The following is a 15,652-nucleotide window of genomic DNA, read 5'->3' as shown; positions in this document are numbered from 1 at the left end:
AAGTTTCGTTATGCATGCCGTCTGGCCGGGGTAACTAAAGCTGCCTTAAACGATTCTTAATTTCAGAAAGCCTGATGATTGTGCTCATTGTAAAAAAAGAAGTTAAATTATGGGTACTATCTGCAAAATATGATAAGAAAGATTGTGCCGCGTCGTCTAACTTTATGGCAGATTATTAATTCAATTACAGGTTATGTTAGTATACAAAAGATGCCGGGTGATATTCGTGGTGATTTTAAATTTATTCATGGTCTTCCGGGTTTCTGCGCAGTCTTATGTTCCGGAGTGGAACGACCCACGGATTAAAGTAAAACCGGTAATTCCTGTTAAAGCCCTCGCCTTCGATTTAACACAGGTACATCTTTTGGATGGCCCTTTTAAACAAGCCATGCAGGCTGATGAAAAATACCTGCTTTCTATTGATCCCGACCGCTTGCTTTCGGGTTTTCGTTCCCATTCGGGCTTAAAACCAAAAGGAGCATTGTACGAAGGCTGGGAATCTTCCGGGCTGGCAGGCCATACCCTGGGGCATTATCTTTCGGCTATCTCCATGAATTATGCCTCAACCGCCAACCCTGAATTTTTAAAAAGGGTAAACTATATTGTCGATCAGTTGGATGAATGCCAGCGGGCGCGTAAAACAGGATACATTGGCGCCATACCCAAAGAAGATACCATTTGGGCCGAAGTAGCCAAAGGCGACATCCGCTCGAGGGGTTTCGACCTTAACGGGGGATGGTCGCCCTGGTACACCGTGCATAAGGTAATGGCAGGTTTGCTGGATGCCTATTTATATGCCCACAATACAAAGGCCTTAAGTATATGTGTCGGGATGGCCAACTGGACAGAAGAGACCCTTAAAAACCTGGATGATGAGCAACTGCAAAAAATGCTTTTTTGCGAATATGGGGGAATGGCCGAAACCCTTGCTAATTTATATGCCATCACCGGGGATAAAAAATTTCTCGGTCTGTCGTTTAAATTTTATGATAAACGCATTTTAGACCCGCTTTCGCACCAGCAGGATATCTTGGCAGGCAAACATTCCAATACGCAGATCCCAAAAATTATTGCAAGCGCCCGCCGGTACGAACTTACAGGTAATAAAAAGGACCAGGCTATCGCTAACTTCTTTTGGGAAGCCGTAACACGCGACCATTCCTACGCAACCGGCGGCAACAGCAATTACGAATACCTTGGCGAGGCGCGTAAGCTGAACGATAAACTCACCGAAAACACTACCGAAACCTGTAATACCTATAATATGCTGAAGCTTACACGGCATTTATTTGCCGCGCAGCCGTCGTCAGTTTTAATGGATTATTACGAAAAGGCTTTATATAACCATATCCTGGCTTCGCAAAATCACGAGGACGGGATGATGTGTTACTTTGTGCCCCTGCGCATGGGCGGCAAAAAAGAATATAGCACGCCTTTTACCACCTTTACCTGCTGCGTAGGTTCGGGCATGGAAAACCACGTAAAATATAACGAGAGCATCTACTTCCGCGGAAGCGATGGGAGTCTTTATGTTAACCTTTTTATCCCTTCGGTATTAAACTGGAAGGAAAGGGGCATCAGTATTACCCAGCAAACCGCCTTGCCTGATGGTAACAAGGTTAGCCTTGCCATAAAGGCCGATAAACCGGCTGCATTCGCCATTCGCATCCGCAAACCCAAATGGGCATCGGCTGCAACCATCAAAATCAATGGAATTGCAAGGCCCGTATCTCCTGATGCCGAAGGCTACCTGGTGATTAACCGTAAATGGCATAACAATGATAAGGTTGAGCTGACATTAGGGGAGACCCTCTATACAGAAGCGATCCCGGATAACGAAAACCGACAGGCAGTGTTTTATGGTCCTGTATTGCTTGCCGGTGTATTGGGTGATACAGAGCCTGATCCTGTAAAGGGCACTCCTGTATTTGTTACCAGCGAAAAGGATCCCAATAAATGGCTACAAATGGTTGATAAAGACCAGTTGAGTTTCAAAACGGTGAATATTGCCTATCCCGGCGATGTAAAACTGATCCCCTTTAACCGCACAAAAAACGAGTACTACACCGTTTACTGGGATGTTTTTACGCCTTCGGCATGGGCTGTGCAGCAAAAGGCTTACGACGAACAAAAAAAGCAGCAGCAGGAACTTGAAGCCCGCACAACCGACATACTAAGAGTGGGCGAAATGCAGCCCGAGCGCGACCATAATTTTGGAGGAGAGAATACCACGACTGGTGAAGACCATCAGAAGAAATGGCGCGCGACTGACGAGGGTGGCTATATCACCTACCAAATGAAAGTTGACCCCGATAAACAAAATACATTGATCAATACCTACTGGGGTATGGATAACCGCGGGCGGATTTTTGATATACTGGTAGACGGGGTTAAACTAACTACCGAAGATTTGAACCAGTACAAGGAAAGTAAGTTTTATGATATCTCCTACAATATCCCGATTGAAAGTACAAAAGGCAAACAAAAAGTGACGATCAAATTATTACCCAAACCCGGTAACAGCGTAGGGCCGGTATATGGAAGCAGGGTGGTGAAAAACTAGGAAGAAAAAGCGTCAACCCTCTTTACTGGTTACCGTCAACCTCACTGAGTTGATGTCGGTTTGATATCAGCATTCGGTATCATTGCAGTGTGCTCCGCCCACTGGCGGGCTACCGCTTTGTAGCACTATGTTCAAACATTATTTTTGCCGCGTCAGCGGTTACCCAATTCGCGAAGGGTAGCCACTGATGTGGCAATTATCCCTGGTATTTGGTTTCTACAAAGCGGTAGCCCGCCATTTGGCGGGGCATTTTGAAATTGTATGCTAATTTCTTATATCGAACCCATGTTAAGTTAAGTATTTTAATATCGAACACAGTGCCTTGCCGTGTGAAACTCTTAATTTTTATGTGCCGCAAAATCTTCTTCAAACGTCTCTGCAATGGCGCGGGTCGACATCAGTTTTATAGCTTCGTTTTTGTTAACCTTTACAGCCGGAGGGCTTTCCTGCACAGCGGCGCCCAACACAATACCGCCGGAAATAAGCACAAAATTTTTGATGATATACTGCCCCAGTAAGGTCGGTGTAAAGAAGCCGCTAAAGGTTTCGTGCGGGAAAAACAGGATCGGCAAAAAGGTGCCTGCCATCTGGAAGTATAACAAAATAAGGGTCAGGCGCATCCAGGCTTTTGTAATTAAACCTAAACCTATAGTGCATTCCCACACAGCCAGCAACGGCATTGATATCGCTGGTTTTATTAACCCAAAGGTAAGCGTTGAAATAGTTCTGCCGGCTATATCTTCAGCCGGACTAATGCCCGTGAAAAACTTTAAAAAACCAAACCATAAAAAAACAATACCCAGGGAAAGCCGGAGCATATTTATGCCGTTTTTAGCTTTCCAGGCAGTAATATTTGCTTTTGTAAACCTTGCTAAACCCCGCATAAACCCCTTTGAAGTATTATCAATATCATCTTTTAAGCAGGCATTAAACCATTCAAAACTATTAATTGAGCGCTGAAGCATTTAGTGCTGCGCTAAATGTATAAAAAAACTGGCGTGTTGGTGATAATATTTAGTATAAGGACATCAATTTAATGAATTTTCTTGCTACTTTGGGTGGGCCGTTCGGGGAATATAATGTGCTGTAATTTTATGTTTGGTTGCCTGTGCACTTGTTCTTTGTCAACGGACGCTGTCTACAGGCAGATCTCTTCGTTTAAGCTTCCCCTATGGGCCTGAGAGGTTGGGCAATAAGGATGTTTTATCCTTGGATTGACAGCGCATTTTGCAGCATCAGCAGGAACGGGAGGGATTTGGCATAATTTAATTCTTCGTAAAAAACTCCCAGCCTGTTTAAATTTCTGTAATAATCATTAACATGTTTGTAATAGTTTAACTCGCTTTGCAAATACCAGGCTTTTTTGCCCAGCTTTTCAGCAATAAACCATTTTTCAAGTAATCGTGCCGCACGTCCGTTCCCATCCTCAAATGGGTGGATATTTACAAAAACGATGTGTATAAAAGCAGCGAAATAAAAAACTTCGGGCGGGGTTAAGGGCTCCATTTTTAATTGCTCAATATCCTCCCACAAACGCTCCATATTATCTTTTAAGCTCTGGGCCGGGGCGGCTTCAAATTGAATGCGGCCCGTATTGTGCTCCATCACCACCATATTGCCGGTACGGAATACACCTTGTTTATTTGATGGTAGCAAATGGCAGGTAATGAGCTGATGAGCATTCAAAAACGCCCCCGGCGTAAGTTCAGTTTCCTGTGCAAACAGATAGGCCTTGTACAGATCGTTTGGCTTTTGTACAAGATCGGGCTGATATTCAATATTCAGCATTTTATGCCTGATATAGCTGTCAATTTCCATTTGCTCGCCCTCGATACGGGATGAAGCGATGGCGGATACCGAAGTATAAAAGCTAAAAGTGTCGGTCGAAATCTCTGCGTCGGTTAAACTGCCAAATAATGAAGATAAGTCTTTATTAACCAGTTGAAGGTATTCTTCCAGCAAGTTAACACGTATTATTTTTAGCTTTTCCTTCATTTAGTTGTTCACGATTTATTTGACCTCCCTCAAAACTAATAAAACTTTGCCGTCAATCCGTGTTGACTGCAAATCAAACTTTTGGACTGATACAAAATTTCTAAGTGGCGCATAAATTCCGAAATCGAACATCCCTGCCTGCGGCAGGCAGGCGAAATCCGAGATTTTTTAATTCTTACTAAACCCCAACTTTTTCAACCCATCCTGGATCTCCGGACAGCCCATAAATAACTTCCAGATCAAGCCGCTGCGGTAATTTTCAATCATCACCACAATAGGTCCCTCGTCAATGGCCAAATGGGTTTTGCCATACCAGTTATGGGTTTCGCTAAATCCGTCGGCAAAACCGTATGGGCTCCAGATTTTATCCCCCAGGTCGTAATAAAAATGTTTGAGGGCTTGCATGGAGTATTCGGGTGTATAAGGGAAGGAGGATAATGCTGCCGTTGGCTGTATTACACCCCTGTCATCTTCGGGGCAATGTGCTACGTAGCCTTTAAAGCTGTCGCCGGCGGTAAGGCCCCAGCAATTGGCGCCGTAACCTTTATATTTTTTGGGGTTTTCAATGCAATAGGCCCTGTTGATGAGCGTATGGTTTTTGGTTTGTTCAGCATAATTAATACCATGGTCGTCATTTAAGCCGTTAGGGTTGATGCCCAAATAAGTGTATTGCTCAAAAAACAAAGGACCGCCACCGTTGTAATTTCCCAGGGGCAAGGTATAGCCATAATACGTTTTGCCGTTTTTCCAGCCGTTGCCTTTTACCCATGAATTCTCGTACAGATCCTTTGAAATCGGATGATTGGGCGACGAGGCCGCAACTATATAAGTGATCAGCGCTTCGTCATACCCAAACACCGGGAAATTCATGTCGAAATCGTTGGTCGGGCTCCAGTGCCAGTACAGGTGTTTGTCGTCCCCTTTGCTGTGCCAGTTCCAGTCGGCGGAGTACCACATATCCGATACACGGTTTCTGAAATATTTTTCCAGCGGGGTGTCCCCGTTAAAATATTGCCGGGCGGTAAGCAGGCCCATAAACAGGTAGCTGGTTTCCACAATATCAGCGCCATCATCCAGCCGGCCAAAGGGGATAGTTTTACCGGTAACGCCGTTCATAAAATGGGGGTATATGCCGTGGTAGCAATCTGCTTTTATTAAAAAATCAACAATTTTAACAATGCGTTTTAAAGCGGTATCCCTGCCGATCCATCCCCGGTTAACAGCAACAACGGTAGCAAGGATGCCAAAACCGGTGCCGCCCATCGCGCAGGCCTCGGGGCCGAAAGTGCCTTTGCTGAAGTTGGGCTGACCGTCCGCTTCGTTAATATAATCCCAGTAATAGTTGGCTTTAACGGTATTGTCCCTTTCGCGCGCCATGCCGCTCACCGGGTGGCCAAATTCCCAGAAATACCTGAAGGTTTGCCGCTGAACAATGTCCAGCAAAGCTGAATCAGAGATGTTTTTGACGATACCCACAGGAACGATGCTGTTAGGATATCCCAAAGCTTTTTTCGCCGGATGCTGGGCAAATAAATTAAAAGTAAACAAACAGGCAATGGCCGGTAAAAGCAGGTAACGAAGCATGGTAAATTGGTTTTATTGGAGATACAATATTAAATAAAAAGACCCGGCTTTTTTTAAACCGGGTCTTTTTGAATAATTATAATTCTTACTTCTTAATTCCGAAATCGAAATTCTGACTTCCGAAATAAAATACCTTTAGCCTTTCAGCTTTTACCTTTTACCTTACTTTCCTTCCCAAACATTGTTCTTCCTGTCAACATCAGGCAACTGGTGGTCCGGGTCAATCTCAAGGTTCGTTATTGCCGAGGTAGACGGATAAATAAATGTCCAGGTACCGCTGCGTTGCCAGATGTTTACCGGCAGGTGCAATATTTCGGTTTTGCCATTGGCCTGGGTAATTTTCAAATCAACAGGCATGGCCACTTTTTCTTTATTTATCAGGGTGATCTGCGCGCCGTTGGCTGCATCGTCCTTTACATATTTTACACCTTGTACCGCCTGGTCAATTTTCCAGGTGGTAAAGAACCAGGGCTGGAAGAACCAGTTCAGGTCCTCGCCGGAAGCATCGTTCATCGCCCTGAAAAAGTCATAAGGCAGCGGGTGTTTAAATGCCCAGTGTTTAATATATTCATGGAAAGCATAGTCAAAACGGTCAGGCCCCAAAACCACGTTACGCAGCATATCCAAACCCATCGAAGTTTTAACATAATACTGCCCGTATTCATTCTGTGCTTCAGGCGCTACCATCAACGGATCTTTTTCGTGCGGCATCATACGGGCAATCCGGTTTGCCGGGCGGTCTTTGCTGTTAAAATATTCACCATTATTAAATTTCTCGGTCGAATATTCATTGATAAAAGTATTAAAGCCTTCATCCATCCACATGTATTTACGCTCGTTGCTGCCAACAATCATCGGGAACCAGTTATGGCCGATCTCGTGGGTAATATCACCCCAAAGGCCTCCATTTTTTAAGTTACTTAAACAAAAAATTATACCCGGATATTCCATACCCAAAGCCACGCCGGATACGCTAACTGCAGAGTTCCATGGATATTCAAAATATTCCTTCGAGTAAATTTCCATGCTGGCCTTCAAATACTCGGTGGAGCGGCCCCAAGAGTCGTTACCCGCGCTTTCAACAGGGTAGGTGCTCATGGCAATGGCCTGGCGGCCCGACGGAAGGTTAACCCTTGCCGCGTCCCAAATAAAAGCGGGTGATGCCGCCCATGATACGTCGCGGGTGTTCAGCATTTTAAAATGCCAGGTCAGTGTGCCTTTGCCCACATGAGCACTAGGCTGTCCCACTTCATCAGGAGTAATGATCATTACCGTTTTGTCGCTATTCCTCGCATCTGCCAGGCGTTTCTGTTGTGTTTCTGTCAAAACCTGTGCGGCGTTTTGCAGATCGCCTGAGCCGGCAACTGTCATATTTGCAGGTGCGGTGATATAATAGTCATAATCGCCGTAATCGCAGTAAAACTCACCTAAGCCCATGTATGGCAGTGTATTCCATCCTTCAACGTCGTCATAAACGCACATCCGTGGGTACCACTGTGCCAATTCATAAACGTAGCCTTGTTTGAATTTTTTGCGGCCCATGCGGTCAGCGCCATAAAAAGGGATCGAAAAGCTGTAATTTACTTTCACCTGGATCTTTTCGCCTTTGCCGGCCATCGGGCTATTCAGCCGTACCTGCATCCGGGCGTCGGTGATCACCGGGTCAACTTTATAATTCTGTCCTTTATAGGTTACCGATACCGATTCGATTTTGTAACCGCCCCGGCTAAATCCTCTCACGTCAAAACGGTCGCCGCCAATGGGCACGGTAGCCGCTCCGCGCGAATCAGGTTTAAACAGGTTCTGGTCCAACTGCAGCCAAAGGTAATCCAGGTTGTCGGGGCTGTTATTGGTGTAATTAATCGTCACCTCGCCGGTAATGGTAGTATCCTGTGCGGTTTCGTTCAGGCTGGCCTTAATAATATAATCAGCACGGTTTTGCCAGTAATTATGGCCGGGCTGTCCGCTTGCCGAGCGGGTATCGCCGGTAGTAGTTGGCCAAACAATTGGGCCAAAGACCTCGTTATGGTCGTATTTTATGGAGTCGGTAGTTGTTTGTGCCGATGCCGTTTTCACGGATCCAAGTAACAAACACGTGGCGCCTGCCAGCAGGCAGCTTTTTAAAAGTCGCATTTTTATCATAATCGTTATTAGTTTTTAATCAGGTCAGTGATTTTTTAATTTGCATGGCAAATTAACCAAATAAATTACGGATTTGATAATTTGTATGAAGGATGATACAAATGGGGTGGTTATTGGTTGAAAATGCAAATACAATTGATGGACAAACAGTTCATTAGGATGCGATCAACATTTAACTTACTTGGCTATTGATAACGTATTTTGTATTTTTGTTAATATTATACTACAACAACCATAAGGAGGTCAAAATATGCAAACGATTGACATAAATAAAAGATTGGTAGATAGTTACCTTGATCTCTTGAAAAATTTGAGCCCGAATAGTAAATTAGATTTGATTTCGGGCCTGTCTGACTCATTGAAGTCTGGCGGCAAAAAGAAGACGAGCTCATTAAAGTCATTAGCTGGTGATTTTATACCGGAAAAAACCGCCGATGAAATTATAGATGATTTGAAAAAAGCAAGAAACTTTACGCGCAACATCGAATCATTTTGAAACAATATCTGCTGGATACTAATATCTGCATTTACCTTTTTAAGGATTATTTGATTTGGCCGAAAAAATCGAAGCAGCAGGTACTTCTAATTTCTTCGTTTCTGAAATAACTATCGCTGAGTTAAAGTTTGGAGCTCAAAATAGTGACTATCCGGAAAAGAATGCTGAAAAAATCGTTAAACTCCAGCAAATGTTTACTGTAATTCCCATTTTTAATTCGCTGGATGTTTATGCAAAAGAGAAGACGTGGCTGAAAAAAAGCGGTAGAATATTAGATGACTTTGACTTATTAATAGGGGCGACAGCTATCTCTAATAATTTAACTTTAGTTACCAGAAACGTGTCTGACTTTGAAAGGCTTGATGGGACTGATATTGAAAATTGGGCAAAATGATGCTTTTATATGATCATTAACCCCATAAAAAGGCACAGGCACTCATGAGAGCACCCATGCCAACCCTAATCAAAAACGAAGTTCTTATACTACCACAATATGAACGGTGTAACCACCTGTAACCATGTTGCCAATCCGTTGTTCGATCCTGAACAGGTAACTTTGCCCAACTTCGGCATCTTCAGGAACTTCTCCTGTCATTTCCAATACCCGGCTTTCCCATGGCTCAAAATGTGCCTTATGGGTCACCTGCGAATGTTCCAGTGCTTCCACCAGTTCTTCTTCAATTTTTTCAAGTCCCCGTAAGATCATCCGTTCAGCAAATAAAATGCTTTTGGATATAAAATTCGGATGGCTTTCATGAAACTGAAGCGCTACAGGCATTGTTGTTCCCGCAGGTTTTACATTGGCAGGCAAACTGGCGGCCCGCATTTTTACCAGCGGGTGTTCCGGATCAAAATGTAAAGCCTGCACATCAAAGCGCAGCTCTTTACGGCTATCGGTTATATTGGCGGCCCGTACTTTGGTTACAAATTTTGCGCCTTTTGGCAGCAGCAGTAATTGTTCATTTTTCTGGCCCACGTGGCGGTCGTCCATCGGATCCATAGGCGCAGTTAGCGGGTCGGTTACCTGGATAAAAGCTTCTGCGATCAGGCATTCATGCCCGCCATTTTCAACAACAGGTACCCATGGCGCAGGACATTGTAAAGTAACCGACCATCCGGAAGGTACATCAACAAAACCGGTCCCTATTAAATGGGCCGTAGCTTCTGTAATGGCGAGGGAAGGATCGGCCCACCAAAATTTTACCATAATTCCGGTGGCGTTCTGCAAACCATAGTTGTTTATCCTGGCAAATACGGTATTGTTTTCGCCTGGCACCGGCTGGTTAATACCAGCCGAACTTTGTACCCAAACATCCGGCGATTCCCAAAAGACGGTACCCGGTGCAAGCGGCCTGCCGCCCATGTCGGTAAAATCGGCTCTTACCACTATCCACGTGGTATCGTGTAAAGGCTCTTTTCTGCCGTTAAAATTCAGTTTGGGGATTTGCGGGGCGGTAAAACGTTTGTTATCGCCCTTGTTCCTATTGGTTTTATTATCGATTTTTTCAATTGTACTTTCCATGATACTTATTTTTTTGCTGTTTATAAATCATTTTTATAATAGTGCGTTTTAAAACATTCTGTATAACTCAGGTTAAGTTAACCGAAGCGCTGGGCTTTCTATTCACTCAACACAAATGCGGCTTCTTTGGGACTTCCGGACTTTGCTGACTTTCCGACTAACCTAAACTTCCTGCATATCCTGAACGGGCACATTAAACGGATTACTTCCGGCAACTGCATCCCAGGCCAGCCAGCCGTAACCGCGGTCGCCATCCAGGTTATAATCAGGTAGTTTGGACGGGCCGTCGGCAATAAGCTGTACTGCGTTTGAAACCGCGTCGCCAAAAAACAGGTTACTTGTTGGATATGGCTCGGCTGTAACAATACCGCCGTTCTTCAACCCGAAACCATTTACAAAAGTCTGCGGGTAAGTATTTGGCGGGATAGGATTATCAGTCGCCTTGGTCTCAGTTTTGATAGCAAGCGGGAAGACCGCGAAATTAAGGTCGGCGGCCGGTGCCACCGTGCTCTTTGTATCCAGCCAGCGCGGGTATGATGCAGGAATAAACGTTGCGCTGATACCCTCGGTAGTCAGCTGGTTTGATTTGCACAAAGGTATGCCAGTGACATTTGGCACTGCCGACACGCTAGGGTTAAGCGGAGGAGTAAGGTCTGTTGCCGGTAAGGTAACATCATTACCCATTATATTAACCTGTGCTCCAAGCATTACCGGTGGCGGATAGGCCAGCCCGCCCATAACCAGGATGTTTTGCATCAGGTTCTCCTCATCTATCAGCGTTTTGCGCAGCCAGAACAATTCGTTGGCTACAGTGGCCCAATCAATAATTGGCACGCTTAAAGCTGCTTCAAGCGTTATTAATCCTGCCGCAAAAGCGCCTCCCAGAGTAAACAAGGCAGCCAGTGCTGCCAGGATGGCCGCGCAAATAGCCGCGCCAACGTTCAGGCCGGCCTGTGCAGGCGAAGGTGTGCTGCCCTGGGTGATCCATGATGGTTCAGGCATGCCGGTACCCGGACCGAGAACACTATTCACCAGCGCGCCATGGCCCGAAGTCATAAACCAATACACGGCCGAAGCACCGACATAGGCATTTGCCAAAGTATTGTCGTCAAATGCAGGGATCGTTTGAAAAGCCGCGTCAACGCCAAGTACAGGCTGGGTTGCTGCCGGGTAAGTATCATTAAGCGCTTTGGAGAACAGTTTACTGATCTCTGCCGGGAAGGAATTTGGCAGTGTGCCAAGGTCGCCTTTGGCCATTGCTTTTACGGATTCAGGCACATCATCAGGAGCCGGGCCGGCCAGGTTGCCCACATTAAATTTATCCTGCAGGTTGCCTCCGTCGCATAAGGCCGGCCAGCCGGTGCTTGTTGTCGGATCGAAATAGGCAGGGGTAGGGGTGTCGCCATTCATTGTTGGCGCAACAGGTTGTTCAAAAAATCCGAAGGTCCATGAATCAACAAAATTTCCAACGAGCCTGTTTCTCCACCAATGCGTACGGTAAGGGCCGCCGGTAATATTGTTGATAAACGGTTCTGTGGTAATAGACGAAGCCATGTGGCACTGCCAGCCAAACACATAAGCTTTTTGATTGTCGGTCGTTGCATTTGCTGTAAGCGCCTGTACAAATTCCGAAGTTTTGTGCCAGCGCAGAAACTCGAAGCGCCTGTCGGCAATGTTTTCAGTTGGCGCCGGGAAGGTTTGGTTCATTTCCATCCATGGCCCAAGCGTTAAAATACTGCCTAAAACAACCTCCATCAGTTGTAAGGTAGAAGGAAGGCCGGTAAGCGATTTGGCGCCCTTTTGAATATCCGAAAACTGCCCGATAATAAGCGCAAGGGCTATCTCGTCCTGGTTTTGCACGATCACGGACAATTTGTTAAAGAAATCGGTAGTTTTATCCAGTATGGGCCATACAGGAACCACCAGCCCGCTGAATAAAACAGCGTATATGGCGCCAATGGGGTTAAAATACAGTTCAAATGCCAAAGCCTGATCAGTATTGCTCAGGTTCGACATGTCGTTTTGAATTTTTGTGGTTGCAGCGGTAATCTCTGCCGGCGTTAACAATTTACCGGATGTTGCCGGTGGAATGGATTGCGTCAAAAATTTAACCAGCTTTTGGCTCACCGGGACGTAACGGAGCATATCCGGCCCCATAGCGCCCAATACGGCAAACTCTTTAAGTTTGGCATTGGCAGGGTTATTTAATTTAATAGCGAGCGGGTCATTTTGAGCTGCGCGTTTTGCAATTACCTGGTTGAGTACCTCGGTATGAAATGCGAGATTTGGCATGATTTTATTGTTTTTATGGGTAAAAAAATAAATAATAGGTTAGTATGTGATTTTTAAATGGACCCGGCGAGTACTATTTAGTCTGCCGGTCCGACGGAAGGCATATGCATTTATTTTCATTGGCGATGATAGTTTTTATTCAGGCGCTTACTCTTTTACAGGATTTTCGGCACTCTTCCTTCTTGTTTTTCAGGAAGTAAAATTAGATACCATTAGTGGGCGACTGTATAGTAAAAGCACCTGAAATATTGCGTATTAGTACGGATTTTTAACCGGGTATTACTACTATTAAACCATAGGTAAAAGAGGTGGATGGAATTAATGAACATTTGTAAAACTTTTACATCTCCCGGTTGATTTAAATAAAAAGTGCGTATACTGCCGCTTTTTATAAGTCTTGCAAACGATGAACCATCTCGCCAATTCTACCTCGCCATATTTACTTCAGCATGCCAATAACCCGGTTGAATGGTATCCCTGGGGCTTCGAAGCCTTGCAAAAAGCAAAGGATGAAAATAAATTGATCCTTGTAAGCATTGGATACTCCGCCTGCCATTGGTGCCATGTAATGGAGCACGAGAGCTTCGAAGATGAAAAGGTGGCTGCGGTGATGAATGAATATTTCGTTTGCATCAAGGTCGACAGAGAAGAACGTCCGGATGTCGACCAAATCTATATGAGCGCAGTGCAGCTAATGAGTGGGAGGGGAGGATGGCCCCTCAACTGTATCTGCCTGCCCGACCAACGCCCTATTTACGGCGGTACCTATTTTCGTAAAAATGATTGGGTGAGCCTTTTGTTCAACTTGGCCGACTTCTATAAAAATAAAGCTGACGAGGCCGGTGAATATGCAACAAGGCTAACCGATGGCATCAAGCAATATGAATCCGTGGAATTGGTTACGGAACAGCCTGAATATAAAACAGACGACCTTGAACTTATCCTTAACAACTGGAAAAAGTATTTTGATAAAACAGAGGGTGGCCTTGGCACTGCCCCAAAATTCCCGATGCCAAATAACTGGCAGTGCTTAATGCGTTACGCGCACTTGTTCGGGGATGAAAATGTAGCGGGGGAGGTAAAGCTAACCCTTCATAAAATGGCTTTCGGTGGTATTTACGACCATATTGGCGGTGGCTTTGCCCGTTACTCGGTTGATGGCCGCTGGCATGTGCCGCACTTTGAAAAAATGCTTTATGATAACGCGCAGCTGATCAGCCTGTATGCCGAAGCTTATACCTGGAACCCCGACCCGCTGTATCAAAAAATAACGGATGAGATCATAGGCTTTACCCTGCGCGAACTAACCTCGCCTGAATTTGGCTTTTATTCGGCCCTGGATGCCGATAGCGAAGGCAAAGAAGGTAAGTTTTACATTTTTACCAAAGCCGAAATTGAAGAAATTTTGGGTGATGAGGCGGATTTGTTTTGTATTTACTACCATATCACCGAAGATGGAAATTGGGAAGAGGAGGAGTCAAACGTCCTGTTCCGCAGGGAAAGCGATGAAGACCTGGCAACTAAATTAGGCTTGCCGGTTAACCAATTGTTTGAAAAAATTGAAACTTCGCGCCAAAAAGTATTTGAGGCCAGGAGCCACAGGGTAAGGCCTGGGCTTGATTATAAAATTTTAGCCTCGTGGAACGGCCTGATGCTGAAGGGGCTTTGCGATGCTTACCGCGCATTCAATAAGCCGGAATATTTGGATGTCGCCTTAAAAAACGCCGGATTTATTCTGGATAACCTGGTGAACGGAAAAGGGAGACTAAGCAGGATTGCCTCACCTAAACGGCGTAGCCCTCACTCATCCTCTCCAAGCGAGAAGACTTTAAAAAAAGAAGCTTTTTCCTCCCTCTCCTTTGCAGAGGGCCGGGGTGAGGCGACTCCTATTGCCTTTTTGGATGATTACGCCAACCTCGCCGATGCCTTCCTCGCTCTATACGAAGTTACTTTTAACGAGGAATGGCTAAACCAGGCCAAAAAGCTTGTGGATATTGCTATCGAACATTATTACGACACTGCTAATGGTATTTTCTTTTACACTGCCGATGATGACGAACAACTCATCGCCCGTAAATCCGAAATAATGGACGGCGTAACACCTGCATCCAACTCCGTAATGGCCCGAAACCTTAAAAAACTTGGCTTATTATTTGATAATGAAAATTACGCGGAGATTTCGGCGCAGCTGTTAAGGAATATTATGCCCCATCTGGCCCGGTACGGTTCATCTTATTCTAACTGGATCATGTTGTTGCTGGATGAAGTAGCCGGCACCTATGAGATAGCGGTAACCGGGCAAGATGTTGAAGAAACGCGGATGGAAATGGAAAAAAATTACATTCCAAACAAAATAATCTTGGGCGGTAAAAAAGGAAGTTTACCTTTGCTGCAGGACAAGTTTGGTGCTGTAACACAAATATTTATTTGTAAAGATAAAACCTGCGGATTACCTGCCCTTAATATTGCTGACGCATTAAAACAAATTACGGCCCTTTAACGGCGGATAATGATGAATTCCGCCATGTAAAATTTAAAAAATCAATCCATGAAGATTAAACCACAACACGTAGTGTCATTAACTTACGATCTGTATGTTGACCAGGACGGCTCTGAAGTATTGGAAGAAAGCGCTACACAGGAGCAACCGCTTACTTTTTTATTCGGTGCAGGACAAATGCTGCCAAAATTTGAAGAGAATTTGAGCGAACTATCTACCGGCGATAATTATGAATTTCGTTTATCAGCAGCTGATGCTTACGGTGAGTATGACGAAGAAGCAGTTGCCAACCTGCCACTTGAAATGTTTAATGGTACCGAAGTGCCCGAAATAGGCAGTATCCTGCCATTACAGGACAATAACGGCAACCGTTTCCAGGGCCAGGTAGTCTCAATTGCCGAAGATTCGGTAATTGTTGACCTTAACCATCCTATGGCAGGGCAGGAGTTACATTTTAAAGGAAATATCCTGAATGTACGCCCCGCTACCCCCGAAGAATTGTCGCACGGTCATGCACACGGACCCGATGGTCATCACCACCACTAATATCTCCCCTCC

Annotated in this window: 11 protein-coding genes; 5 read left to right on the top strand and 6 right to left on the bottom strand. The window is 45.1% G+C overall.

Translation table 11 applies throughout. The features are described from left to right. Positions 1 to 247 precede the first annotated feature (247 nt). Complete coding sequence (locus tag MgSA37_RS16185; RefSeq protein WP_232010660.1) at positions 248 to 2,563, top strand: glycoside hydrolase family 127 protein; 2,316 nt, start codon at positions 248 to 250, stop codon at positions 2,561 to 2,563. A gap of 338 nt (positions 2,564 to 2,901) precedes the next feature. On the opposite strand, the gene MgSA37_RS16180 is transcribed toward MgSA37_RS16185, so the two are convergent. The 4 genes from MgSA37_RS16180 to MgSA37_RS16165 all read right to left on the bottom strand — a co-directional run bounded on the left by MgSA37_RS16180 (position 2,902) and on the right by MgSA37_RS16165 (position 8,284). After that, the gene (locus MgSA37_RS16180) at positions 2,902 to 3,528 is read right to left on the bottom strand and encodes a DoxX family membrane protein (RefSeq protein WP_197706012.1); all 627 of its coding nucleotides are present in this window, start codon (positions 3,526 to 3,528) and stop codon (positions 2,902 to 2,904) included. Between the two features lie 238 nt (positions 3,529 to 3,766). After that, positions 3,767 to 4,558 carry a Fic family protein gene (locus MgSA37_RS16175; protein ID WP_096353353.1) on the bottom strand — a complete coding sequence of 264 codons (792 nt, stop codon included), beginning with the start codon at positions 4,556 to 4,558 and terminating at the stop codon, positions 3,767 to 3,769. A gap of 168 nt (positions 4,559 to 4,726) precedes the next feature. Beyond that, on the bottom strand, positions 4,727 to 6,142 hold the full coding sequence (locus MgSA37_RS16170; RefSeq protein WP_096353351.1) for a glucoamylase family protein: 1,416 nt from the start codon (positions 6,140 to 6,142) through the stop codon (positions 4,727 to 4,729). A gap of 162 nt (positions 6,143 to 6,304) precedes the next feature. Further along, on the bottom strand, positions 6,305 to 8,284 hold the full coding sequence (locus tag MgSA37_RS16165; RefSeq protein ID WP_096353350.1) for a M1 family metallopeptidase: 1,980 nt from the start codon (positions 8,282 to 8,284) through the stop codon (positions 6,305 to 6,307). Positions 8,285 to 8,534: 250 nt separating this feature from the next. Here MgSA37_RS16165 and MgSA37_RS16160 point away from each other — a divergent pair, with 250 nt between their 5' ends. Together MgSA37_RS16160 and MgSA37_RS16155 are read left to right on the top strand one after the other, a co-directional pair. Beyond that, entirely contained in the window at positions 8,535 to 8,780 is a 246-nt protein-coding gene (locus MgSA37_RS16160; protein ID WP_096353348.1) for a hypothetical protein, read from the top strand. A 55-nt stretch (positions 8,781 to 8,835) separates the two neighbouring features. Continuing rightward, on the top strand, positions 8,836 to 9,174 hold the full coding sequence (locus MgSA37_RS16155; RefSeq protein ID WP_197706011.1) for a PIN domain-containing protein: 339 nt from the start codon (positions 8,836 to 8,838) through the stop codon (positions 9,172 to 9,174). A gap of 84 nt (positions 9,175 to 9,258) precedes the next feature. Here the strand turns inward: MgSA37_RS16155 and MgSA37_RS16150 are convergent, their stop codons facing one another. After that, positions 9,259 to 10,302: a hypothetical protein gene (locus MgSA37_RS16150; RefSeq protein ID WP_096353347.1), complete on the bottom strand. Its 1,044-nt coding sequence runs from the start codon at positions 10,300 to 10,302 to the stop codon at positions 9,259 to 9,261. A 162-nt stretch (positions 10,303 to 10,464) separates the two neighbouring features. Further along, positions 10,465 to 12,594 (bottom strand): hypothetical protein, encoded by a 2,130-nt coding sequence (locus MgSA37_RS16145; RefSeq protein ID WP_096353345.1) that lies wholly within the window; start codon positions 12,592 to 12,594, stop codon positions 10,465 to 10,467. A 406-nt stretch (positions 12,595 to 13,000) separates the two neighbouring features. On the opposite strand from MgSA37_RS16145, the gene MgSA37_RS16140 reads away from it, so the two are divergent. Both MgSA37_RS16140 and MgSA37_RS16135 read left to right on the top strand, forming a co-directional pair. Beyond that, positions 13,001 to 15,094: a thioredoxin domain-containing protein gene (locus MgSA37_RS16140; RefSeq protein ID WP_096353344.1), complete on the top strand. Its 2,094-nt coding sequence runs from the start codon at positions 13,001 to 13,003 to the stop codon at positions 15,092 to 15,094. A gap of 48 nt (positions 15,095 to 15,142) precedes the next feature. Beyond that, positions 15,143 to 15,640, top strand: coding sequence for an FKBP-type peptidyl-prolyl cis-trans isomerase (locus MgSA37_RS16135; protein ID WP_096353342.1), 498 nt, complete (start codon positions 15,143 to 15,145; stop codon positions 15,638 to 15,640). Positions 15,641 to 15,652 lie beyond the last annotated feature (12 nt).

The sequence above is a fragment of the Mucilaginibacter gotjawali genome (assembly GCF_002355435.1).
Lineage (GTDB): Bacteria > Bacteroidota > Bacteroidia > Sphingobacteriales > Sphingobacteriaceae > Mucilaginibacter > Mucilaginibacter gotjawali.
Note: the sequence above shows the minus strand (reverse complement) of the source record. Positions and strands in the feature narration are given on the sequence as shown.

What these genes read in the sequence shown, in the direction of transcription:
- MgSA37_RS16180 (WP_197706012.1), bottom strand. Translation starts at nt 3,528, where the DNA reads ATGCTTCAGCGCTCAATTAATAGTTTTGAATGGTTTAATGCCTGCTTA.
- MgSA37_RS16175 (WP_096353353.1), bottom strand. Translation starts at nt 4,558, where the DNA reads ATGAAGGAAAAGCTAAAAATAATACGTGTTAACTTGCTGGAAGAATAC.
- MgSA37_RS16165 (WP_096353350.1), bottom strand. Translation starts at nt 8,284, where the DNA reads ATGATAAAAATGCGACTTTTAAAAAGCTGCCTGCTGGCAGGCGCCACG.
- MgSA37_RS16145 (WP_096353345.1), bottom strand. Translation starts at nt 12,594, where the DNA reads ATGCCAAATCTCGCATTTCATACCGAGGTACTCAACCAGGTAATTGCA.
- MgSA37_RS16185 (WP_232010660.1), top strand. Translation starts at nt 248, where the DNA reads ATGGTCTTCCGGGTTTCTGCGCAGTCTTATGTTCCGGAGTGGAACGAC.
- MgSA37_RS16135 (WP_096353342.1), top strand. Translation starts at nt 15,143, where the DNA reads ATGAAGATTAAACCACAACACGTAGTGTCATTAACTTACGATCTGTAT.
- MgSA37_RS16140 (WP_096353344.1), top strand. Translation starts at nt 13,001, where the DNA reads ATGAACCATCTCGCCAATTCTACCTCGCCATATTTACTTCAGCATGCC.
- MgSA37_RS16170 (WP_096353351.1), bottom strand. Translation starts at nt 6,142, where the DNA reads ATGCTTCGTTACCTGCTTTTACCGGCCATTGCCTGTTTGTTTACTTTT.
- MgSA37_RS16150 (WP_096353347.1), bottom strand. Translation starts at nt 10,302, where the DNA reads ATGGAAAGTACAATTGAAAAAATCGATAATAAAACCAATAGGAACAAG.
- MgSA37_RS16160 (WP_096353348.1), top strand. Translation starts at nt 8,535, where the DNA reads ATGCAAACGATTGACATAAATAAAAGATTGGTAGATAGTTACCTTGAT.